18 protein-coding genes are annotated in these 21,820 nt (G+C 72.6%); 7 read left to right on the top strand and 11 right to left on the bottom strand.

Annotated elements, in window-relative coordinates:
• Positions 1 to 40: 40 nt before the first annotated feature.
• Together ALLO2_RS04120 and ctaD are read left to right on the top strand one after the other, a co-directional pair.
• The gene (locus ALLO2_RS04120; protein WP_035729838.1) at positions 41 to 1,897 is read left to right on the top strand and encodes an alkaline phosphatase; all 1,857 of its coding nucleotides are present in this window, start codon (positions 41 to 43) and stop codon (positions 1,895 to 1,897) included.
• Between the two features lie 282 nt (positions 1,898 to 2,179).
• On the top strand, positions 2,180 to 4,009 hold the full coding sequence (gene ctaD, locus ALLO2_RS04125; protein ID WP_035729841.1) for a cytochrome c oxidase subunit I: 1,830 nt from the start codon (positions 2,180 to 2,182) through the stop codon (positions 4,007 to 4,009).
• Here ctaD and ALLO2_RS04130 read toward each other — a convergent pair.
• The 3 genes from ALLO2_RS04130 to gabT form a co-directional block, all read right to left on the bottom strand.
• Positions 3,993 to 4,973: a diacylglycerol kinase family protein gene (locus ALLO2_RS04130; RefSeq protein WP_232234871.1), complete on the bottom strand. Its 981-nt coding sequence runs from the start codon at positions 4,971 to 4,973 to the stop codon at positions 3,993 to 3,995. The two genes, ctaD and ALLO2_RS04130, sit on opposite strands and share 17 nt — an antisense overlap.
• Before the next feature lie 94 nt (positions 4,974 to 5,067).
• Positions 5,068 to 5,712: a DUF6758 family protein gene (locus ALLO2_RS04135; RefSeq protein ID WP_035729844.1), complete on the bottom strand. Its 645-nt coding sequence runs from the start codon at positions 5,710 to 5,712 to the stop codon at positions 5,068 to 5,070.
• Between the two features lie 157 nt (positions 5,713 to 5,869).
• On the bottom strand, positions 5,870 to 7,297 hold the full coding sequence (gene gabT, locus ALLO2_RS04140) for a 4-aminobutyrate--2-oxoglutarate transaminase (RefSeq protein ID WP_051874840.1): 1,428 nt from the start codon (positions 7,295 to 7,297) through the stop codon (positions 5,870 to 5,872).
• Positions 7,298 to 7,584: 287 nt separating this feature from the next.
• On the opposite strand from gabT, the gene ALLO2_RS04145 reads away from it, so the two are divergent.
• Both ALLO2_RS04145 and ALLO2_RS04150 read left to right on the top strand, forming a co-directional pair.
• The gene (locus tag ALLO2_RS04145) at positions 7,585 to 9,027 is read left to right on the top strand and encodes an aldehyde dehydrogenase family protein (protein WP_035729845.1); all 1,443 of its coding nucleotides are present in this window, start codon (positions 7,585 to 7,587) and stop codon (positions 9,025 to 9,027) included.
• A gap of 184 nt (positions 9,028 to 9,211) precedes the next feature.
• Entirely contained in the window at positions 9,212 to 10,081 is an 870-nt protein-coding gene (locus ALLO2_RS04150) for a PHP domain-containing protein (RefSeq protein WP_011438200.1), read from the top strand.
• 58 nt (positions 10,082 to 10,139) lie between these two features.
• Here ALLO2_RS04150 and ALLO2_RS04155 read toward each other — a convergent pair whose 3' ends face one another.
• Positions 10,140 to 10,658, bottom strand: a complete 519-nt coding sequence (locus tag ALLO2_RS04155) for a MarR family winged helix-turn-helix transcriptional regulator (RefSeq protein WP_011438201.1) — start codon at positions 10,656 to 10,658, stop codon at positions 10,140 to 10,142.
• A gap of 305 nt (positions 10,659 to 10,963) precedes the next feature.
• Between ALLO2_RS04155 and ALLO2_RS04160 the strand changes: the two genes are divergently transcribed.
• Positions 10,964 to 12,106, top strand: a complete 1,143-nt coding sequence (locus ALLO2_RS04160; protein ID WP_011438202.1) for an Mrp/NBP35 family ATP-binding protein — start codon at positions 10,964 to 10,966, stop codon at positions 12,104 to 12,106.
• Positions 12,107 to 12,234: 128 nt separating this feature from the next.
• Here the strand turns inward: ALLO2_RS04160 and tatB are convergent, their stop codons facing one another.
• The 4 genes from tatB to sigE all read right to left on the bottom strand — a co-directional run bounded on the left by tatB (position 12,235) and on the right by sigE (position 17,334).
• Positions 12,235 to 12,774 carry a Sec-independent protein translocase protein TatB gene (gene tatB, locus ALLO2_RS04165; protein WP_011438203.1) on the bottom strand — a complete coding sequence of 180 codons (540 nt, stop codon included), beginning with the start codon at positions 12,772 to 12,774 and terminating at the stop codon, positions 12,235 to 12,237.
• 67 nt (positions 12,775 to 12,841) lie between these two features.
• A complete protein-coding gene (locus tag ALLO2_RS04170) occupies positions 12,842 to 14,203 on the bottom strand; it encodes a S1C family serine protease (RefSeq protein WP_023841761.1) in 1,362 nt (453 codons plus the stop codon).
• 1,464 nt (positions 14,204 to 15,667) lie between these two features.
• Positions 15,668 to 16,528 carry a hypothetical protein gene (locus ALLO2_RS25365; protein WP_035729848.1) on the bottom strand — a complete coding sequence of 287 codons (861 nt, stop codon included), beginning with the start codon at positions 16,526 to 16,528 and terminating at the stop codon, positions 15,668 to 15,670.
• Entirely contained in the window at positions 16,525 to 17,334 is an 810-nt protein-coding gene (sigE, locus tag ALLO2_RS04185; RefSeq protein ID WP_023841759.1) for an RNA polymerase sigma factor SigE, read from the bottom strand. Before sigE ends, ALLO2_RS25365 begins: the two co-directional genes overlap by 4 nt.
• A gap of 165 nt (positions 17,335 to 17,499) precedes the next feature.
• Here sigE and ALLO2_RS04190 point away from each other — a divergent pair, with 165 nt between their 5' ends.
• A complete protein-coding gene (locus tag ALLO2_RS04190; protein ID WP_035729851.1) occupies positions 17,500 to 18,153 on the top strand; it encodes an O-methyltransferase in 654 nt (217 codons plus the stop codon).
• A 153-nt stretch (positions 18,154 to 18,306) separates the two neighbouring features.
• On the top strand, positions 18,307 to 19,047 hold the full coding sequence (locus ALLO2_RS04195; RefSeq protein ID WP_023841758.1) for a hypothetical protein: 741 nt from the start codon (positions 18,307 to 18,309) through the stop codon (positions 19,045 to 19,047).
• Between the two features lie 101 nt (positions 19,048 to 19,148).
• On the opposite strand, the gene ALLO2_RS04200 is transcribed toward ALLO2_RS04195, so the two are convergent.
• From ALLO2_RS04200 to ALLO2_RS23085, 3 genes are all read right to left on the bottom strand, one after another.
• A complete protein-coding gene (locus tag ALLO2_RS04200) occupies positions 19,149 to 20,858 on the bottom strand; it encodes a M17 family metallopeptidase (RefSeq protein ID WP_035729853.1) in 1,710 nt (569 codons plus the stop codon).
• 124 nt (positions 20,859 to 20,982) lie between these two features.
• The gene (locus ALLO2_RS23945) at positions 20,983 to 21,150 is read right to left on the bottom strand and encodes a DUF3117 domain-containing protein (RefSeq protein WP_011438211.1); all 168 of its coding nucleotides are present in this window, start codon (positions 21,148 to 21,150) and stop codon (positions 20,983 to 20,985) included.
• Positions 21,151 to 21,372: 222 nt separating this feature from the next.
• Positions 21,373 to 21,735 carry a DivIVA domain-containing protein gene (locus tag ALLO2_RS23085; RefSeq protein ID WP_063579555.1) on the bottom strand — a complete coding sequence of 121 codons (363 nt, stop codon included), beginning with the start codon at positions 21,733 to 21,735 and terminating at the stop codon, positions 21,373 to 21,375.
• Positions 21,736 to 21,820 lie beyond the last annotated feature (85 nt).

Consider the following 21,820-nt stretch of genomic DNA (forward strand, 5'->3'; position numbering starts at 1 on the left):
GGGCCGCGAGTTCATCCGTTTCCACTACTCTCATCCAGTTGTGACCCGTGACGCCGCGGCCGGCTCTCCGCGTTCCCGCCGATTCCCGCGGGCGCCCTCGCCGTCAGCCGCCACCGGCTCGCCGTCAGCCGCCACCGGTCAGACTGGTCGACCGGCCGGCACCGATCCGTCGGCACGCGCCGATCCGGGCACCGGTCCTCGCGCCGCCGCCCGGTCCGGCCACGGGACGAACCCGGGGGCCGATCCACGTCGCCGTGCCGTCCTGCTCGGCGGCCTCGGGCTGGCGGGCGCCGCGCTGGGCGGGGCGAGCCTGGCGGCCTGCGGCGGCTCCGGCGGTTCGATCCCNGCCCCCGCGCCGACCCTGCGGGCACCCACCCCGATCGCGGGCGTCACCGACGGGGTCTTCGGGCTCGGGGTCGCCAGCGGCGACCCGTTGCCGGACGGCGTCATCCTCTGGACCCGGCTCGCGCCGAGGCCGACCGAGGGCGGCGGCATGCCCACGCGGGACATTGAGGTCGACTGGCAGATCGCGACGGACGAGGGTTTCCGCGATGTGGTGCGCGCCGGCACGCAGACCGCGCAGACGGCGTTCGCGCATTCCGTCCACGTCGACGTCCGCGGACTCGCGCCGGAGCGTGACTACTTCTACCGGTTCCGTGCCGGCACCGTGCTCAGTCCAGTCGGCCGGACCCGGACGGCCGCGGCACCTGGGAGGGGACCGGAATCGACCGGCGGTGCCCTGACCTTCGCGCTGGCCTCGTGCCAGGACTTCCAGAACGGGTACTGGCCGGCCCTCGACGGCATCGCCACCGACGCGCCGGACCTCGTCGTCCACGTCGGCGACTACATCTACGAGTACGACCCGAAAAGCAACTACCCGGACCGGCGGCACACCACCCCGCAGCGGCCCGGTCTGGACCAACTCCAGACGCTGGCGGACTACCGCAACCGGTACGGCCAGTACAAGTCCGATCCTGCCCTGCAGGCCGCTCATCACGTGGCCCCCTGGGTCGTCACCTGGGACGATCACGAGGTCGAGAACAACTACGCCGGACTGATCGACGAGGCCGGCGACGCCGGGGAGCAACGGCAGGNCCCTGCGGTGTTCGCCCGCCAGCGTGCCGCCGCCTACCAGGCGTACTACGAACACATGCCGATCCGCGCGGAGCTGAATCCGGGATCGCCCGACATGCGGATCTACCGGCGGTTNGTGTTNGGGNANCTGGNGNCGNTNAACGTCATGGACACCCGGCAGTACCGGACCCGGCAGCCCGGCGACTCCCCGCAGGGCATCGGGCTCGCATCCCTGGGCCGGGACAACACGGCCGGCACGATGGCCGGCGCCGCCCAGGAACGCTGGTTGCGCGACGGCCTGACCACGTCGCGGACCCGCTGGAACGTCCTCGCCCAGCAGACGATGATGGCCCAGCTGAACGGGCAGCTACCCCTCGGCGAGGGACCACGGCTGGCCAACCTGGATCAGAACGACGGGTACGGCCCCTACCGGACCCGGCTGCTGTCGGAGATCCGCGACAGCGGCGTGCGCAACCCGGTGGTGCTCTCCGGTGACATCCACTGCGCCTGGGTAAACGACCTCCGGGTCGATTTCGACCGGCCCGAGACGCCGGTCGTCGCGACGGAGTTCGTCTGCACCTCGATCAGCTCGGCCTTCTTCCTCGTCAGCGAGGACTTCATCCGGCAGAACAATGCCCGGCTCAACCCGCATGTCCGGTATTTTCGCGGTGACCGGCGAGGTTACACGCGCGTTCGCGTCACCCCGGACGAATGGCGCGCGGACATGCGGGTCGTCGCCGACATCGCCCATCGCCACTCGCCCACGTCCACGGATGCCACCTGGGTGGTCGAGAACGGGCGGCCCGGCGCGCGGCCGGCCTGAGAGCGAGCGTGCGGCGGCACGCTCCGGCCCTGCCGGCCCGCACTGCCGGCCCGCACTGCCGGCCCGCGCCCTGCCGGCCGATTTCCACCCGATTCATCGGAAAAGGCGCGGGAATTCGACCACCGGGTGGCCTCACTGGCCTGCGCATCGCGAATAAATCCGAAGAAACTCGACGGTTCTACGGCCAGGACACCGGTCGCCACGTTAGCCTTTCCCCGGCCCGTCCGCCGCTTTCCACACGCCTTCTGGCGCCGCGCGGACGACGAACATCGGGAGCCGAACGTGACGATTCTACACCAACCGAGAGAACCGGGCGGAGCGGCGGATACCGGGACGCAGCCAGCGGATATCGTCGCCGCGCACACCAGGCCACGTACCCCTTTGCTCGGCTATCTGCGGACGACGTCCCACAAGGACATCGCCNTCNTGTACNNCGTCACGTCGTTCGGGTTCTTCCTCTTCGCCGGTGTCCTGGCCATCATGATGCGGGCGGAACTCGCCCGCCCGGGGCTGCAGTACTTCTCCAACGAGCAGTACAACCAGTTTTTCACGATGCACGGCACGCTGATGCTGCTCATGTTCGCGACCCCGNTNGCGTTCGCGTTCGCGAACTTCCTCGTGCCGCTGCAGATCGGCGCGCCGGACGTGGCGTTCCCGCGGCTGAACGCGCTGTCCTACTGGTTCTTCCTGTTCGGCAGCCTGACGGTGATCNTNGGGTTCCTGACCCCGAACGGCGCCGCGTCCTTCGGCTGGTTCGCCTACTCGCCGCTGAANANCNAGGTGTACTCGCCGGGGGCCGGGTCGGACCTGTGGATCGTGGGNCTNNCGGTNTCCGGTNTNGGTACCATCCTCGGCGCCGTCAACATGATCACGACGATCCTGACGATGCGGGCCCCGGGCATGACGATGTTCCGGCTGCCGATCTTCTGCTGGANCTTCCTGGNGACCTCGATCCTCGTGCTGNTNGCCTTCCCCGTGCTCGCCGCGGCGCTGCTCGCCCTGGAGGCCGACCGGCGCTTCGGCGCGCACGTGTTCGACGCCGCCAACGGCGGCGCGCTGCTCTGGCAGCACCTGTTCTGGTNCTTCGGCCACCCCGAGGTCTACATCNTCGCCCTGCCGTTCTTCGGCNTCNTCAGCGAGATCCTGCCGGTCTTCTCCCGCAAGCCGCTGTTCGGCTACAAGGGTCTGGTCTTCGCCACCATCGGCATCGNAGCCCTGTCCGTCGNGGTGTGGGCGCACCACATGTTCGTCACCGGCGCGGTGCTNCTGCCCTTCTTCGCNNTNNTGTCGTTCCTCATCGCGGTNCCGACCGGGATNAAGTTCTTCAACTGGATCGGCACGATGTGGCGCGGGCAGCTCACCTTCGAGACGCCGATGCTGTTCNNNNTCGGTTTCCTGGTGACCTTCCTGTTCGGTGGTCTGACCGGGGTACTGCTGGCCAGCCCGCCGATCGACTTCCACGTCAGCGACAGCTACTTCGTCGTCGCCCACTTCCACTACGTCNTCTTCGGGACCGTGGTGTTCGCCGCCTACGNNGGCACCTACTTCTGGTTCCCGAAGGTCACGGGCCGGCTGATGAACGACCGGCTCGGGAAGATCCACTTCTGGACGGTCTTCCTCGGCTTCCACACGACNTTTCTGGTGCAGCACTGGCTCGGCGTGCAGGGTATGCCCCGCCGGTACGCCGACTACGGACCGAACGACGGGTTCACCACGCTGAACACGATCTCGTCCGCGGGTTCGTTCCTGCTCGCCCTCTCGACGCTGCCGTTCATCTACAACCTCTGGCACTCCTACCGCAAGGGCCCACTCGCCGTCGTCGACGACCCCTGGGGCTACGGGAACTCGCTGGAATGGGCGACCTCCTGCCCCCCGCCGCGGCACAACTTCCGGACGCTGCCGCGCATCCGCTCCGAACGCCCGGCGTTCGACCTGCACTATCCCCAGGCAGCCGGCCACATCGACTATCATGCGACCCCCGAGATCACACTGACACCCGAGACCACGCCGAGGCCCGAGACCGCGGACCCGGCCGAATCCACAGCGGCCGAATCCACAGCGGCCGGACCCGACCGCCCGGCGCCGGAATCCGGCTTCAGGACGCCGGAATAACCGGCACGAGCAGCCGCAGGGCACCGGGGCGCACGACGATCTCCGCCGGCAACGACGCCAGCGGATCGCCGTCGGCGTAGACGGCGAAGGGCCGGTCGGCCTCGATGCGCACCCGCCGGGCCCGCAGCACCCGCACGTGCCGGGTGTCGACGTGACGCCCGGAGAACACCCGCGGGAACAGCGCCAGGAACGTCAGGCGGGAGGTGCGCGAGATCAGCAGGACGTCCAGCAGCCCGTCGGCGATGTCCGCCCCGGGGGCGAACCGCATCCCGCCGCCGTAGTACGCCGAGTTCGCCGCCGCAACCGTCCACCCGACCAGGTCCCGAGGCGCGAGGTCGTCCACCGTCACCGTGAAGCGCGCCGGGCGCCAGGCGGCCAGCGCCCGCAGCGCCGCGTAGGTGTAGACCTGCTGGCCGCGCAGGAACCGGGTCCGGTTGGCGATCACCTGGACGTCGGAGTCGTAGCCAACGCTCGCGATCCCGAGAAACGGCCGGCCGCCGACCTCGGGCAGGTCGACCCGGCGTTCCCGGGCGTGCGCAAGCCCGGCCGCGACGCGGCACGGGTCGCGGGGCAGGCCGAGACCACGCACGAAGTCGTTACCGCGCCCGCCGGGGAGCACCGCGAGCACGCCGCCGCAGCGGGCCACCCCCCCTGCCACCGAGCCAGCTAGGCCGTCGCCCCCGAGCGCGACCACGACCCGGCCCTGGGCGGTGGCCGCCGCCGCGAGATCGTCCGCGTGGGCGAGGTCGCGGGTCGGGGTGACCCGGACGTCCCGCGCCCAGCGCGCGAGCTCGATGCGGACGCCGTCGAGCATCCGCATCGCCCGCCCGTGACCCGCGCTCGGGTTGACGATCACGGCCAGCCGGTTGCGGTCGACCTCGGCGGGTTCGACCCGCAGCGGCTGCGGCGCCACCGCACCGAGGCTTCCCCGGGNGGGNGTGCGGGGGGCAGCGGCGTCCGTCATGGTGAGCGAGCTTACGGGCGGGTGCGGCAGGTCCCCCAGCGGCCGGGGATTCGGAGCCGGGGATGCGGAGCCGGGGATGCGTGACCATGGCGGCTCACCGCCCGGGCAGCGGCCCCGCGGACAGGTGCTGGCTCGATGCACCGAAGAACGACCGCTCGNCGAGCTGCGGATCGTCGCGCAGGTCCCGCAGCACGAGGTGTTCCAGCAGGAGCAGGGCCGCGTCGGCCGGCCAGAGCACCAGCCACAGCCACACCCCCCGGGCCTCCCCGACGAACGCCGCCCGATCGGGGGGTACGACCAGCGGCCACAGCGCCGTGGGATGCCCGGCGGCCTCTACCTTCGCCTCCGGTACGCCGGGCAGCGGTTCGGGATCGGGACCGCTGATGCCCGCGAGCCGGGCGCCGAGTCCCACCCGAGGCGCCTCGGCGACGAGCACCATCTCGGCCGGCCCGCCCAACGGAGAGGGCCCGGCGGCGGCGACTGCCGTGGCACGCGGCCCGGTACGCTCGTCACCGGCCCAGCCGACGCCGCTGACGTACCAGTGGACCGGCATCGGCTGCGGCAACCAGATCGGGACCGTCGAGGTCTTCGACAGCGCGTGGAGCGCCTGTTCCCGCGACGACACGGCGGTGCGGTAGGGACTCACCTCCCCGTGATCGTCGCACCGCCACTGGCTGCTCCACAGATCGGGTGGACGCAGCGGTCCGAGACAGCGCGGGCAGGCCGCAGCAATGGTCACCGGGCGCCTCCTGGCGTAGGTGGAGATGTCGCCGAACATCGGCACTCCGGCACCGGTATGCCCTCGGCTTTCCACCCGCAATCGCCCCACCAGGTTCCCACCCGCAATCGTCCGACCTGGGCAGATATGCCGAACAGCCGGGTGCGCCATCCCTCCGTCACCCCTCCGGGCGGGCCGGGGAGGGAGGCTGACGGCGCGCCGCGAGCTCCGCGAACGCCTCGTCGAGGAGATCGAGGCCAGCCAGCAGCAACGGCTCCTCGATCACCAGCGGTGGCAGCAGCCGGAGCACGTTGCCCCAGGTGCCCGCGGTGAGCACGATCAGGCCGCGACGATGGCAGGCGGCGGCCGCGGCGGCGGTGAGGACCTTGTCCGGGCTGTCGTCGCCGGCGCCCCGGACCAGCTCCAGGGCGACCATCGCGCCCCGCCCCCGGACATCCCCGACGAAGTCGTACCGCTCGCGCAACGCGTGCAGGCGGGGCAGGGCGATCTCGCCGATCCGGCGGGCCCGGCCGGCCAGGTCCTCGGACTCGATGAGGTCGATCGCGGCGAGAGCCGCGGCGCAGGCCGCCGGGTTCCCCCCGTAGGTGCCGCCGAGCCCGCCGACCTGGGGGGCGTCCATGATCTCCGCACGGCCGGTGACGGCCGCGAGCGGCAGGCCGCCGGCGATGCCCTTGGCGGTGGTGATGAGATCCGGGACGACGCCTTCGTGCTCGCAGGCGAACATCGTCCCGGTCCGGGCGAACCCGGTCTGCACCTCGTCCGCGACGAACACGATCCCCGCGACCGTACAGAACTCGGCGAGGCGGGGCAGGAACCCNGTCCCGGGGNCGATGAAACCGCCCTCCCCCTGGATCGGCTCGATGACCATCGCGGCGACGGACGCGGCCCCGATCTCGTCCCGCACGAGCTCGATCACCCGCTCGGCGGCCTCCTCCCCACAGCGGTCGGGACCGGTCGGCCAGCGGTAGGGATACGCCAGCGGCATCCGGTAGACCTCGGGCGCGAACGGCCCGAACCCACTCTTGTAGGGCATCGACTTCGCGGTCATCGCCATCGTCAGGTTCGTCCGGCCATGGTAAGCGTGCTCGAAGACGACGACCGCGCCCCGGCCGGTCGCGCTGCGCGCGATCTTGACGGCGTTCTCGACGGCCTCCGCTCCGGAGTTGAACAATGCCGAGCGTTTCTCATGGGTACCCGGCGTCAGCCGGTTCAGCGCCTCACAGACGGCGATATAGCCCTCGTACGGCGTCACCATGAAGCAGGTGTGGGTGAACCGGCCGATCTGCTCACGCACGGCCTCGACGACCCCGTCCGCAGCGTTGCCGACGCTGACCACCGCGATCCCCGAACCGAAGTCGATGAGCGAGTTGCCGTCCACGTCGACCACGACCCCGCCGCCCGCCGCGTGCGCGTAGACCGGGAGGGTCTCACCGACCCCCCGGGCCACGGCGCCGACGCGGCGCGCGGCGAGTGCCCGGGACCGCGGGCCGGGGATCTCGGTGTGCAGACGCGGCTCCTGGGGCAGCCGCGGGCCGCCGGTGGCGGGCAGGCCGATTCCGGTCGCCGCCGGGTTGGGANTGGTCATCGTCGGCTCCTACCTGATCGTATGCGCGCACGTACCTGTCCACGGCCCGGGCCACGCCGCCGCGCCGCGGCCCTGGTCCGGTCTGGGCCGGGCCGGGCCGGGCCGGGCCGGGCCGGCCATCGTCCCCCGCCGCCGGGATCCGGCCGGTGGTCCTCGGGCGGGACCGGGCGCGCCGCAGGCGCCCCGCCCGCGCGGGCGCCTAGAATGAGCTCGATGGTGATGACGACGGCAGGCGGCTCGACGCCAGGCGGCCCGGTGGCCGCCCGCGCCGACCGGTCATCCGCGCGATGAGCGAGCCGACGCCGTTCTGGCTGGCAGGCAAGCCGGCCACCGGGTCGGCGACGACCACCGTTCGGCACCCGTTCGACGGCGCGGAGGTCGCCGTCGTCGCGCAGCCGGACCCCGACCAGGTTGAGACGGCCGTGGCCGCCGCGGCGGCGGTCGCCCCGGCGTTCGCGGCGCTGCCGGCCCACGTCCGCGCCGGCGCGCTCGCCGGCGTGTCGAAGGAGATCGCCCGTCGAGGCGACGAACTGGCCCGTCTCATCACCGCGGAGAGCGGTAAGCCGCTGACCTGGTCGCGTGCCGAGGTGGCCCGGGCAAGCTCCACCTTCCGCTGGGGGGCGGAGGAGGCCCGGCGTTTCGCCGGGGAGCTGACCAGGCTGGACACCGATCCCCCCGGGGAGGGACGGCTCGCGCTCACCCGGCGTTTCCCCCGCGGGCCCGTGCTGGGCATCACCCCCTTCAACTTCCCGCTCAACCTGGTCGCCCACAAGGTGGCGCCGGCGCTGGCGGTCGGCGCGCCGATCATCGTGAAGCCGGCCCCGCGCACGCCGCTGTCGGCGCTGTTCCTCGGCGACCTGCTCGCCGACGCCGGCTTGCCCGAGGGGTCGTGGTCGGTCCTCCCGATCCCCAACGACCGCCTCGGCCCGCTCGTCGCGGACCCTCGGCTGCCCGTGGTGTCCTTCACCGGCTCCGGCCCGGTGGGCTGGTCCATCCGCGACACGGTCCCCCGCAAGCATGTGGTCCTCGAACTCGGCGGGAACGCGGCGGTGCTGGTCGCCGCCGACTACGCGNCCCCCGCCGATCTGGCCCGGGCCGCCGGCCGCATCGCCCTGTTCGCCAACTACCAGGCCGGCCAGTCGTGCATCGCCGTGCAGCGGGTCTACGCCGACCGCACGATCGTCGACGAGCTGCTCGCCGAGATCGTCGCCGCCGTGCGGGCGCTGCACGACGGGGATCCGGCCGACCCGGCCACCGACGTGGGGCCGCTGATCGACGTCGCGGCGGCGGAACGGGTCGAGGCGTGGATCACCGAGGCCGTCGAGGCGGGGGCGACACTCGTCTGCGGCGGGACGCGCCACGGCACGAGTCTCAGCCCGGCCGTGCTGACCGGCGTTCCGCCCACCGCCAAGGTGGTGAGCGAGGAGGTCTTCGGCCCGGTGATCGTCGTGGCGGCGGTCGACGGCGTTGACGAGGGCTTCGCCCGGATCAACGACAGCGCCTACGGCCTGCAGGCCGGGGTGTTCACCCACGACCTGGCCACCGCCTTCCGCGCCCACCGGGAGCTCCAGGTCGGGGGGGTCGTCATCGGCGACGTCCCGTCGTACCGGGCCGACCAGATGCCCTACGGCGGGACGAAGGGTTCCGGCATCGGGCGGGAGGGGGTCCGCTCGGCCATGACCGACCTCACCGAGGACCGGGTGCTGGTCCTGACCGGTCTGGACCTGTAGGCCTCCCTGCCGCCCGCCGTCGCCCACCACCACGGCCCGCACCGCCCGCACCGCCGTCTCACCCCGGCCTGCCGCCCCGGCCTGCCGCCCCGGCCTGCCGCCCCGGCCTGCCGCCCCGGCCTGCCGCCCCGGCCTGCCGCCCACATCATCGCCGCGCGGCGAAAAGCTGCCACTATGAAGCATTATGGAGCGGGTGGCCATCGACCTGCACACCCATTCGACCGCCTCGGACGGCCTGGAGTCACCGGAGAACCTCGTCCGGCTCGCAGCCGGGCAGGGCCTGTCGATCCTCGCGCTCACCGACCATGACACCATCGCGGGCATCGGCCGCGCGGCCGCGGCCCTGCCTGCCGGGCTGACCCTGGTGCCGGGCGCCGAGATCTCCTGCCAGGTCGAGGTGGCAGGTGCGTGGGTATCCCTGCACGTGCTGGCCTACCTGTTCGACCCGGCCGAGCCGGCGTTCGCGGCGGCCCGGGCCCGGGTGCGGGAACATCGCGCCACCCGGGCCCGTCGGATGGTCGACCGACTCGCCGCGGACGGGCATCCGGTGCGCTGGGAACGGGTCCTGGAGCTGGCGGCCGGCACGGTGGGCCGCCCCCACATCGCCGCGGTCATGGTCGAGGCCGGGCTGATCCCCGAGGTGGCGGCCGCGTTCAGCAACCGGTGGATCGGCGCGGGCGGACCGTACTGGGTGGGCAAGGAGCAGCCGGACGTCTGGGAGGCGCTTCGCCTCATCCACGGCGCCGGCGGGGTGAGCGTGTTCGCGCACCCGTTCGCGAGCAGGCGCGGCGTCACAGTCGGTCCCGAGGTGATCGAGGCGATGGCGAAGGCGGGCCTGACCGGCCTCGAGGTCGATCATCCCGATCACCTACCCGTCGCGCGGCGCCGGCTACGTGGCCTCGCTGCCGAGCTCTCGCTGGTGGCGACCGGTTCCAGTGACTTCCACGGCGCCAGCAAGCCCCAGGGGCTCGGGGCCGAGACCACCTCCCGGGAGGCGTACGAGGCGTTGATCTCCACCGCGCGGGGGGCGGTCCCGATCACCGCGTCCGGATGACCGGCCGCGCGGTGCCGGGCACGCGCTGCCGGGCACGCTGCCGGCAGGCCATGGCCGCTCAGGCGTTCGCGTCGTACCCCCGGCCGTTGCCGCCCGGCCTCGGCGGGCTCAGCCGGCCCAGCAGCTCGGCGAGCAGGTCCTGCTCGGTTCGGCTGAAGTGGGAGAGCACGTGCCGGGCGACCCCCTTGAGGTGGGTGCCCGAGGCCGCCCGCAAGCGGTCGAATCCCTGCGGGGTGAGGGTGGCGAGCGTGCCGCGGGCATCCGACGGGCAGGACCGCCGGGCGACCAGTCCCTCCCGTTCCAGCCGGTCGACCAACCGGGTGAGACCGCTGCGGGAGAGCAGCACCGCCTGGGCGAGTTCGCTCATCCGTAACTCGCCGTTCGGGGCCTCGGCGAGCTGGACCAGCACGTCGTACGAGGCCAGGGGAAGCCGGTGAGCCGCCTCGAGCTCGGCCTCGAGGACCCGGGTCACGTGGGCATGGGCGTGCAGCAGCTCACGCCAAGCCCACATCCCATGTTCGTCGACCCAGTCCTCGCCGGTCTCGGAGCTGGCGCCGAACATCTCTTCGACTGCCATCGCGTCCTCCCGCCTCCGCACGATCAGCCTACGTCGCGGCCCGCCCGCAAAACCGTCCCAAGCAGCCGCCTCCGTCACCGGGACACATACCAGGCACATACCGGGACACAATCACCCCTGGTCATGACGATGGGCACGCTCCGCACCCGTCGTGAAGCCGACAGGGCGGCTCACGCTCCCCGGTCCGCCGAACACGGCGGACCGGGGATCGTGAGCCGGCGCCGTCACGTCCCCCGCGGGCTATCGTGGACCCACAGGCGGCCCGGCGGGCCGCACCTGATACCAACCTGTGACTGAGGTTTCCCTTGTCCCTATCCCGGCCTTCCCCCGACGCGATTCAGTCGGCTCTGGCGACGGTGCACGATCCCGAGATCGGTCGTCCCATCACCGAGCTGGACATGGTCTCGTCGGTTCGCGTGCTCGACGACGGCTCGGTCGACGTCGGGGTCCTGCTCACCGTGTCCGGCTGCCCCATGCGCGACGAGATCATCAATCGGGTCAGTCGAGCCGTCAGCGCGGTCGAGGGCGTCCGCGAGGTCCGCGTCGATCTGCAGGTCATGTCGGACGAGCAACGCGGTGCCCTGCACGCGAAACTGCGGGGGGGCAACGCCCCCAAGGCGATTCCCTTCGCCCAACCAGGCTCGACCACCAGGGTCTACGGCGTCGCCAGCGGCAAGGGCGGCGTCGGCAAGTCCTCGATCACCGTGAACCTGGCCGCCGCGATGGCCCGTTCGGGCCTGTCGGTCGGTGTGCTCGATGCCGACATCTATGGGCACTCCGTGCCCCGCATGCTGGGCATCGACCGCCCGCCCACCCAGGTCGAAAAGATGATCATGCCGCCCCAGGCACACGGGGTGCGAGTCATCTCCACCGGGATGTTCACGCGCGGCAACCAGCCAGTGACCTGGCGCGGACCGATGCTGCACCGTGCCCTGGAGCAGTTCCTGTCAGACGTCTTCTGGGGTGACCTGGACGTCCTTCTCCTGGACCTACCGCCCGGCACCGGTGACATCGCCATCTCCCTGGCCCAGCTGGTGCCGTCCTCCGAACTGCTGCTGGTCACGACCCCGCAGCTGGCGGCCACCGAGGTCGCCGAGCGGGCCGGGACCATCGCCGTGCAGACCCGGCAGAACGTGGTCGGGGTCGTCGAGAACATGGCGTGGCTGCCCTGCCCGCACTGCGGCGAGCGGGTCGACGTGTTCGGCTCTGGCGGCGGGGCTGCGGTGGCCGAGCGGCTGACCAGGGTGCTCGGTCATGACGTACCGCTGCTGGCCCAGATCCCGGTGGACGTCCGGCTCCGGGAAGGCGCCGACAACGGCATGCCGCTGGTCATCGGCGAGCCGGACAGCGAGGCGGGCAAGGCCCTGCACGCGGTGGCGGGCCGGCTCACCTACCGCTCCCGTGGGCTCGCCGGACGCAGCCTCAACCTCACGCCGGTGGGGCGCTGAACACCTACGATCGGCCGTCCGTCCGGGTTCGCGCAGCCTGATCGACGCGAGCCCGGCCCCGGCTGGCCCCGCCCCGGGGCGGGTGCATCGAGCCGGCGGCGACGCCGAACCTCAGGCGACGCCGAACCTCAGGTGGCGTCCGAGTCGAAGGGCACCTCTGTCGCCGGGCCGTCGCTCCGTGCCGGCTGCGCCGGCACGGAGCGGGCGGCGGACGCCTTGCTCGGCGAGACCTTCGACAGCATGGGGGACACCGGACCGGGCGGCGCCGCCGGAACCGCGGCCTCGGCGCCGGGACGAGCCGGATCCTTGGCCGCGGGATCTCTCGGCAGCGAGGACTTGGTCAGTGACGGCGCCGCGGGCGGATCGTCACCGAGGAGCAGCGAGTCGAGCGAGGTCCGCTTGGTGAGGTATGGCGGCAGAACCGGATCGTCCTCGAACAGGTGCTTGCGGACGAAGGTCTTGGGATGCAGGTCCCGGATATCCAGATCGGCGAATTCCGGGCCCAGCTCGGACCTGAGATCGTTACGCATGCCGTTGGCCAGCTGACGCAGCTGACGCAGCACGCGTCCCGCGTCCCTGGCGGCCTTGGGCAACCTGTCCGGGCCGAAGACGAACAGCCCGATCAGAAGCAAGACGACGACTTCACCCCACCCGACACCGTTGAACACGCGCTGAGCGTACCTCTCCCGGTGTTGCGGGCAAGGAGCTCGTGGGCAACGAAAAGATGTCTGCGGCTCAGCGCTGTTGTTCCTGCAGCGTCAGCTGGGTGGTCGCGGTGGCACCGGCGCGTTCGTAGGCGACCGACACCCGGTCACCTACCCGGTGGAGCCGGGCTGCGACGATGAGGTCGTTCATCCCGCTGATAACCCTGGTGTCCACCCGCGTGATGATGTCGCCGACGCGCAGCCCGGCGCGCTCGGCGGGGCCACCGGGCGCCAGGTTGACGACGCGGGCACCCGACGTGGTCCCCATGGCCTTCGCCTGGCCGGCGGTGACGGTCGCGGCTGACACGCCGAGGTACGGGTGGGTCGCCCGACCGGTCGAAATGATCTCCTGAGCGACCGAGCGGGCGAAGTCGATCGGGATGGCGAACCCCACGCCGATGCTGCCGCTCTGGCTCTGGGACTCATGGCCGGGCACCGCGGCGATCGCGGTATTGATCCCCACCATCTGGCCGAGGCCGTCGAGCAGCGGACCACCGGAGTTGCCCGGATTGATCGCCGCGTCGATCTGGATCGCCCCGATGAGCACCGTGGGGTCGGTGCCGCTCTCGGCCGGGACCATGGGATTGCGGTCGAGCGCGCTGACGACGCCGGTCGTCACGGTGCCGGCGAGGCCGAACGGCGCCCCGATGGCAACCACCGGCGCTCCCACGACCAGCGAGCCGGACTGGCCGAGCGTCACCGCCGGCAGGGGCTGCGGGGCCGGGATCCGCAGAACGGCAATGTCAGTCTTGGGATCCCGCCCGACCAGGTCGGCCCGGACCTGGCCGAACTCCTGGTAGCGGCGCACGGAGATCGGAGTTCTGGCGGCGACCGCGGACGCCACGACGTGGTTGTTCGTCAGGATGTACCCCTCCGGGCTAATGATCACCCCGGAGCCGGTACCCGCGGCATCGCCGTCCCCCCCGCCACCGGCGTCGATCGTCACCACACTGGGCAGAGCCGTCGCGGCGATCGACGCGACCGACCTGCGGTCGGAGCTGGGCGCGGCGGTACCGACCGGCAGGGCCGCCGACGCCTGTTGGTCGCTGCCGCGCTCGGTCATCGAGACGAGCAGCGCACCGATCCCCCCACCCAGCAGACCCGCGACCAGGATGCTCGCGAGGAGGACCCGGTGACCGAGAACGACCGGGCGACCAGGAGCGACCAGGCGCCCCCGCGGCGCCGAACGACCAGTCAGGACATCGGCGAACGGCACGGCGAACGGCGCGGCGTTCGAGCCGCCGCTGTCGGAGCCGCCGCTCTCGGAGCCGCCGCCGTCGGAGTCCGCGGGCAGCGGATACGGCGTCGAGGTCGGCGACCACGCCCGCGGGGAGCCCGTCTCGGCGGGCGGTGGGGCCGGCGGCTGCGTGCCGAAGCCACGCACCGCGGTCACCGTCGGCAAGCCTCCCGACGGCTCCCGCGGGTTCCCGTCCGCCGCAGCGCGCCCGCGGTCGGTCGCGGCGGCGCCCGGGTCGCAGCCCGCCCGGGCGCCCGGCGCCCCCGGACCCGAAACGCCCGTCCTCGAAACACCCGCCCCCGGAGCACCCGCCCCCGGAGCACCCACGCCCGGAGCACCCACGCCCGGAGCGGCCCCCTCGACCCGCCCGGAATGCCGGGGGTGGCGATGCCCTCCAGGAGCGGAGCCGGCCCTGTCCTCACCGGGTGGGAGGGTCGGCGGACGCCGGCCGGGCTGACGTACCGGAATCCGCGCCGCCCCGGATTCCGGCGTCGCACCCTCACGGGCCGTGGGCCGCGGCTGCGGCCCCGCACCCGATGGACCCGCACCCGATGGCCCCGCACCCGATGGCCCCGCACCCGATGGCCCCGCACCCGATGGCCCCGCACCCGATGGCCCCGCACCCGATGGCCCCGCACCCGATGGAGTCCCCGGGGCCGGCTCAGGAGCGCGTGCCGCCGGGCTACCCGTGCCCGGCGTCCCGGCGGCCGTGGGTCGCCGCTCGGGCCGGGTCTCCTCCGCCGGCCCGGTCATCGCGGTGGTGGATGCCGTACGAGGCGATTGCGGACGGCGTGTCCCGGCCGCCGGTTCCGACCCGGACGGCTGCACGGGTCCCGACGGCTGCACGGGGACGACCACCCCGGGCTGTACCCGCGGCCCGGCACCGCCGGCCGTGGTGGGCCGGGGCGTGGCGGGAAGGCGGAGCCGACTGACGGGTATCGTCCCACCGGTCGAGGGGACGGTCGTCTCGTCGCGCGCCGCCGCGACCCGGCCACCGGCCTGATCGGTCCGCGGCTTGCCGTCGGTGGCGGAAGGCGCCGCGCCGGCGGCTCGCGGGACACCAGGGCGGGAAGGATCGGCGCGGTGGCCCGGGCCGGCGGGAACCGACCGCATCGTGGATGACCGCTCGAGACGTCGGGGCCGTACGGGCGGGTCGACCGGTTCCACGCTCGCGACAGGCACCTCGTTGTCGCTGACGTCCACACGTCCTCCCCGACTCGCTCGTCGCACGGCACGGCGGAACGCCGGCGACCGGTTCCGTCCTGGAAAGCACGCGCGACGCGTCCGAGCGGGTAACACGGTAAAGCCTCACATCAGGCCAGACGAGACCTCTCCTCCAGAACACCCAGAAAATGTCTTTCAGGTACCGGAAAGATGCGTCCCGCCGGTTTCCGGCGGCGACCGGGGCGGACAGCCGGACAAAGGCGACCAGCCAGGGCTTGGCGCCGGGAGACGGAGCAGGCGACACCCTGAAACTCACGGCCCCGACCGCCTCCCGGTACCCGGGACGGCCTACCCCGTCCGAATACCCCCGTTCAAACACCCCCGACCGGGTCGATGGGGAACGTGTTCGCCCGGGTCGGCCCGAATTCGCCCGAGTCGGCCCGAACGGGCGGACGATCAACGGCGCAAGGACACCCGGACCGGGGCGAACATCGGGGTGAGCCGGCTCGGGACGCCGTTCGCAACGCCCGGGGCGACGACCGAGGACACCGTCGGCACCGCGACGGGCCCCGGCGTCTGGGTACTCTCCTGGCCGTCGGCGATGGCGGCACCAGCGACGGCGAGCAGCATCAGCGCGGCGGATCCGAGGAGGGTTCGGCGCATGCTGGTCCGGGGGGTGGGACGACGGTGCGGGGCCGGCAGCCGCCGGCGCGGGGCGGGCGAAGCCGGCCGCCGCAGGTGCTGACGCGCGGGCCCCGGCGCGGGACGGCCCGCCTGACCCGGACCGCGCGCAGCCCCGCCGGTGGCTGCCGGCGCCGGTCGAGCGGCGGGCCTGGGCGAGGCGGGACGAGTGCCGGCGCCCGGGCGAGGATCGAAGGGGGGCTGTCGGAGCTCGACGGAACGCGGCAGCAGGGCCGGTACTGTCACCGTGAACGCCCCGGGAAGCCTGACCGGGTCGAGACGGGTAGGCCCCCGCCTGTCCGGCGCAGGACGGAACTGGGAGCGCTGGGATTGCGGGGAGCGCTGGGATTGCGGGGAGCGCTGGGAGCGCGGGGAGCGCTGGGAGCGCGGGGACGAACCCGGCGGGGGCGCGGGCAGCGCGGTCAGACCGCCCAGGCTCAGCAGCCGGACCGCGAGGCCGCCAGGAAGATCCGGCCCATCGAGAGCAACCAGCCGTGCCTTGACCATCCGCAGGGCCGCCACCTCCCGCTGGCACTCCCCGCAGCGGGCAAGATGCGCGAGCGCGCGATCACGAGCGTCATGATCAAGCTGATGGTCGATGAGAGGCGAGATCCGATCGCCGAGATGCTCGGTCACGCCCGCCGCTCCCGCGGAGCACCACCCTTGCTCCCGGCGGCGACGGGCCCATGCCGTCCCCTGCTTCTGGGCCGCCCGTCGTCGCCTCGGTCCCGACGCGGTCTGGTCGTGTCCGGCGGCGCCACGTCCGCCTCGGCGAGCTCCGCCGCCACCGGCCCGACGGCGGGCTCCGCGGTGAGAAGGGCGTCGTCCGAGACCGTCACGGCGGCGGACAACGCGGCGCCGTCACCAGTACGTGGCGCGCGATCAGCCAGCGCCGCGCGCAACATCGCCCGACCGCGCGAGATCCGGCTGCGCACTGTGCCCAGTTTCACGCCCAACGTCTGAGCGATCTCTTCGTAGGAGAGCTGCTCGATGTCGCACAGCACGACGGCGGCCCGGAAGTCGGGCGGCAGAGCGGCGAGCGCGGCCTCGACGTCCGCGTCGAGATGAGCCTCGGCGTAGACCGCCTCCGGGCTCGCCTCGCGGCCGGCCAGCCGCTCGGTGTCCTCGGGCAGCGCATCGAACCGGATCTTCTGCTGGCGACGCATGCGGTCGAGGAAGAGATTGGTGGTGATCCGGTGCAGCCACCCCTCGAAGGTGCCGGGGGTGTAGTCCGCCAACGACCGGAACACCCGGACGAACACGTCCTGCGTCAGGTCCTCGGCGTCGTGGGCGTTACCGGTGAGGCGGTAGGCGAGGCGATAGACCCGGTTGCCGTGCTCACGGACCACGTCTTCCCAGGAAGGAGGAACCCAACCAGAAGCTTCTGCGGTGGCGGCGACGCCGGCGGCGTCCGAGCCCGCCCCGGGGTCCTGAGCAGCCACGGCCGCCTCTCGGTCGGTTCGCGTCAAACGTACCCGACGAGCCGGCCAGGGAGCGGCGAATCCCGCTGCGGACACCGATGTTTCTCCCCTCGATCCTCGACACGATGCGCGTTGACCAGATGAACGCGCGTCCTCGGTCTCCCGTTCCCGTAGGCTGAGGAAGTCATGCCGGACACTGACATCGGCGANCTCGAGTCCGCCGCCGCCTATGCCGAGGGCTTCCTGCTGGAAGACCCGATCCTTCGCGCTGCCCGCGCCCGAGCCGAGGAGGTCGGGATCGTCCCGGTCAGCCCGGGTACCGGCGCGGTCCTACGCTTCCTCGCCGCTGCCGTGGGCGCCCGCGCGGTGGTCGAGATCGGCACAGGTACCGGGGTCTCCGGTACCTGGCTGTTGCGCGGGATGCGGCCCGACGGAACCCTGACCACCATCGACGTCGAGGCCGAGCACCTTCGGCTGGCCCGGCGCACCTACGCCGACGCGGGGATGACCCCCGGGCGCAGCCGGCTGATCACCGGCCGCGCCCTCGACGTTCTCCCCCGGCTGACCGACGGCGCCTATGACCTCGTGTTCTGTGACGCGGACCGGCGTGAGGGCACCGAGTACCTCACGCAGGCCCTGCGGCTGCTGCGGCCGGGCGGCGTGGTGGCGTTCGCCAGCGTGCTGGCCTTGGCCCAGGGCCAGGCCACCGGCCCCGAGGCGGTGGCGGTCCGCGAACTTGCCACAGCTGTACGTGACGACGTGCGGCTTACCCAGATGCTCCTCACCACCGGCGGCGGCCTCCTGGTCGCCGTGGTCGCCAAGTCCTCCCCGGTCGGCTGACCGGCACCCCGGGCGAGGTGGCCGGCACCCCGGGCGAGGTGGCCGGTCCGCGGTAACACGATCGGGGCCGGCCGATCGTGCCGGTACCCGGTGGCTCCTCAGTGGGCGCGTAAGGTGCGCTTAAGCGTGACATTCCTACGCCTTGGGGAGTAAATGGCACCGGCCGCGCAGGAGTACCGGCGCTACGACGTCTACGACGACTACGGCGACTACGACAGCCGGGCCAGGGACGACTACGACAGCCGGGCCAGGGACGCCTACGACAGCCGCGCCGAGCCACCGCCCGCCCCACGTGAGAGCCTGCTGCCCTACATCACGTTCGTCCTCGTCGTGGCGGTCCTAGCCGGGATCGCCGGTTACACGCTGAACCGCCTGGTGGGACCGGCGCACGGCGCGCGCTCCGCCCACCCGTCCGCACCGGGCGCCACCCCCTCCCCGACGGCCGTGCCCACCCCGTCGGCCGTGCCCACCCCGTCGGCCGTGGGAGGCGGCCTCGCCGGCCTTACCGCCGAGCAGGTGGCGATCCGGCTGGCCGGCGCGGGCCTGCCGCTGCACACCACCGTCGTCTACAGCGCGGCCACCGACCCGGATCGTCTCCTGGGCCGGACGAACGGCTACACCAGCAGAATCGCCTTCAGCGATCCGCGGGTGGGCGTCAACGAGGTCTCCGGAAGCCCCGCGGGCGCGATCGAGCGCGGCGGCGCGATCGAGGTCTTCGCGGACGCGGCGAGCGCGCAGCAGCGGGCGACGAAGCTCCTCACCGTCACCGCCGACAACCCGCTCGTCACCGAGTACGTCTTCGTCCAGCGCACCGTGGTGCTCCGGGTCTCCCTGGTCCTCACCGCGGACATCGCCCGGGAATACGAGGCCGCGCTCCTGCGTCTCGCGGCCTGAGATCCCCTCGCGGCCCGGCAACATCCAGGACATCCAGGGGTATCGGGGTATCGGGGTATCGGGGACGTCTGGAACATCCGGGAGTTCCGGGGGCTCTACACTCAGGCCGCCGGTGTCTGGGATGGCCCACTCGACAGCCAGGTCAGCAGGGTACGCACCCCCCACCCGGTGCCGCCCCGGCTGATCTCGCCGTCGTCGGCGTCCGACCGTGCGGTGCCCGCGATGTCCAGATGTGCCCAGGGCCGCCGGCCCGCGAACTCCCGCAGGAACAGCGCCGCGGTGATGGAACCGCCCCCGACGTCCAGCGCCCGGCCGATGTTGGCAAGGTCCGCCACCGGCGAGTCGATCGCCGCCCGGTACTCCTTCACCAACGGCAGCCGCCACACCCGTTCCCCGGCGCTGTCCGCCGCGGCGGACAGCGCCGCCGCCAGCCGGTCGTCCGAGCTGAACAGCCCGGCGGTGCGCCGGCCGAGCGCCACGGCGATCGCTCCGGTCAGCGTGGCGAGATCGACGATGACATCCGCGTCGAGCGCGCCCGCGGCGTAGGCGAGGCCGTCCGCCAGCACCAGGCGGCCCTCGGCGTCGGTGTTCAGTACCTCCACCGTGGTCCCGCCCCAGCAGGTGATGACGTCGCCGGGACGCATGGCAGTCGCACCGATCATGTTCTCCGCCAGACAGAGCAGGCCGGTGACGCGCCCGGGCACGTTCAACGCCGGCAACGCGGTCATCGCCCCGAGCNCCGCCGCCGCGCCCGCCATGTCGGTCTTCATGCCGGCCATCGGGACGGCCGGCTTCAGGGAGAGCCCACCCGAGTCGAAGGTGATTCCCTTCCCGACCAGGACCCGGTGACCATCGGTGAAGCGGCCCGCCGGCGAACCATCCGGCTCCGCCGACCCGATGGATCCCGCCGACCCGATGGATCCCGCCGACCCGGTGGATCCCGCCGACCCGGTGGATCCCGCCAACCCGGCCTCGCCAGAAGTCCACGGTGGCCCGTGATATTCGAGTTTGACCAGGTAGGGCGGCCGCGGGGAACCCTCACCGACGGCGCACAACCCCCCGAAGCCCTGCGCCGAAAGATCGTCGGGGCCGAGCAGGGTCGTGTCGAGACCCGCCGACGCGGCGATGCGCACGGCACGGTTCGCCAGCCACTCGGGTGACTTCACCAGACTCGGCATGTTGACCAGATCGCGGGCGATGTACACCCCGGTGGCCACCGCCCGCGCGGCGCCGACCGCGGCCACCGCCCCGGGCTCGTCCGCCCGACCGGTGAGCACGATGACGTTGCCGGGCGCGCCGTTCTCCGGCCCGGGCCGGCCGGCCGGGTCGGGCACTCCAGCGGCCCGGTCGAGCACTCCAGCGGCCCGGTAGGCGCCTAGCGCCAGGCCTTCGGTGAAGGCCCGCAGGCCCGGATCGCCGGGCTCCGCCACCACCGCGAGCCGGTCCGGTGCCCCGGCGCGGCGGGCGAGCGCGGCGCCCGCGGCCCGCCAGTCACCCGGTTGACCGGCGCCGATGCCGACCACGAGCAGCCGGGTCGGCCGAGCCGTCCGGGCCAACGGCACCACCAGCACCGAACCCGCATCGCCGCGCAGGGACTCGGACTCGACCAGCAGCGCAAGATCCAGTCCGAGATCGGCGCCGACACCGCGGGCAGTTTCGTCGAACACGGGTCCGTTCTCGGACGACGCGAGGACCAGGGCGACGGTCGAGGGCTCGACGTCGGCGACGGTGGCGGACCGTAGGGTAACGCCGGGAGGAAGCCTGATGAGCCCGTCGATCGCCGGGCCTGACGCGGAATCAACGATGCTCATGCCGGCCTTCTCACCGGGACCGCCGGACTCACTGGGACCGCCGGACCACGACGGAACCCGGCTGCCGCGGGACGGACGCGAGGACGGCGCACGCGGACGGACACCCGGGCGGACGCACGGACGGTTAACTGACCGCGGTCTTCAGGGCATCCCCCAGCGCACTCGCCTCGTCGGCGGTGAGTTCCACGACGAGCCGACCGCCCCCCTCCAGCGGGACACGCATGACGATGCCGCGCCCCTCTTTGGTCACCTCGAGCGGACCGTCACCCGTCCGCGGCTTCATGGCCGCCATCGGTGCACCTCTTCCTGCCGTCGGACCTGCATCTGACGACGATTATCCCGTAGACCGGACCGCAAACCNAAACACGTCTCTGCGCGGCATCACAACAGTCGCCCGCCGCAACATCGAGAGGTGGGCGTCGATGTTGACGACAACGCCTGCGCGTGTCCCTGCATAGGCCAGATCGATCGGCTACCAACAGTCGACTGTGATGCCACAGACAGTCGGCGGCGATCACTCGTCGATCTGTGGCGAGCGAGTATCCCGATGCCCGTCCGGCGATGGCGCGGTGTCGACGCGCGCGAAGGCGGCCAGCCGGACCAGCTCCTCGTCCCGCCGGGCCAGCTCCTCGTCCCGCCAGGCCAGCTCGTCGGCGAGCCGAAGCAGGACGGCGTCGACCTCGGCCATCCGGTAACCACGCAGCGCCATCCCGAACCGCGTGCGGGCAACGTCACCGGCTGTCACCATGCCGGCAGGTAGTCCGGTAGGAGCGCCGTCCGGCGGCGCCGGGGCGAGCCGATCGAAGCGACCGACGGCCAGCGCGGCCACCGCGAAGACGACGGCGGCCACGATCACAATCTCGATGACGAGCACCACGCATCCGATCGTGCCACGGCCCGCCGATCGTGGTGATTCTGGCAGGCTGGCCCGGTGCATGCCGACACTGCCCACCCGGCCCCGC

Source organism: Frankia sp. Allo2, assembly GCF_000733325.1.
GTDB classification, from domain to species: domain Bacteria; phylum Actinomycetota; class Actinomycetes; order Frankiales; family Frankiaceae; genus Frankia; species Frankia casuarinae.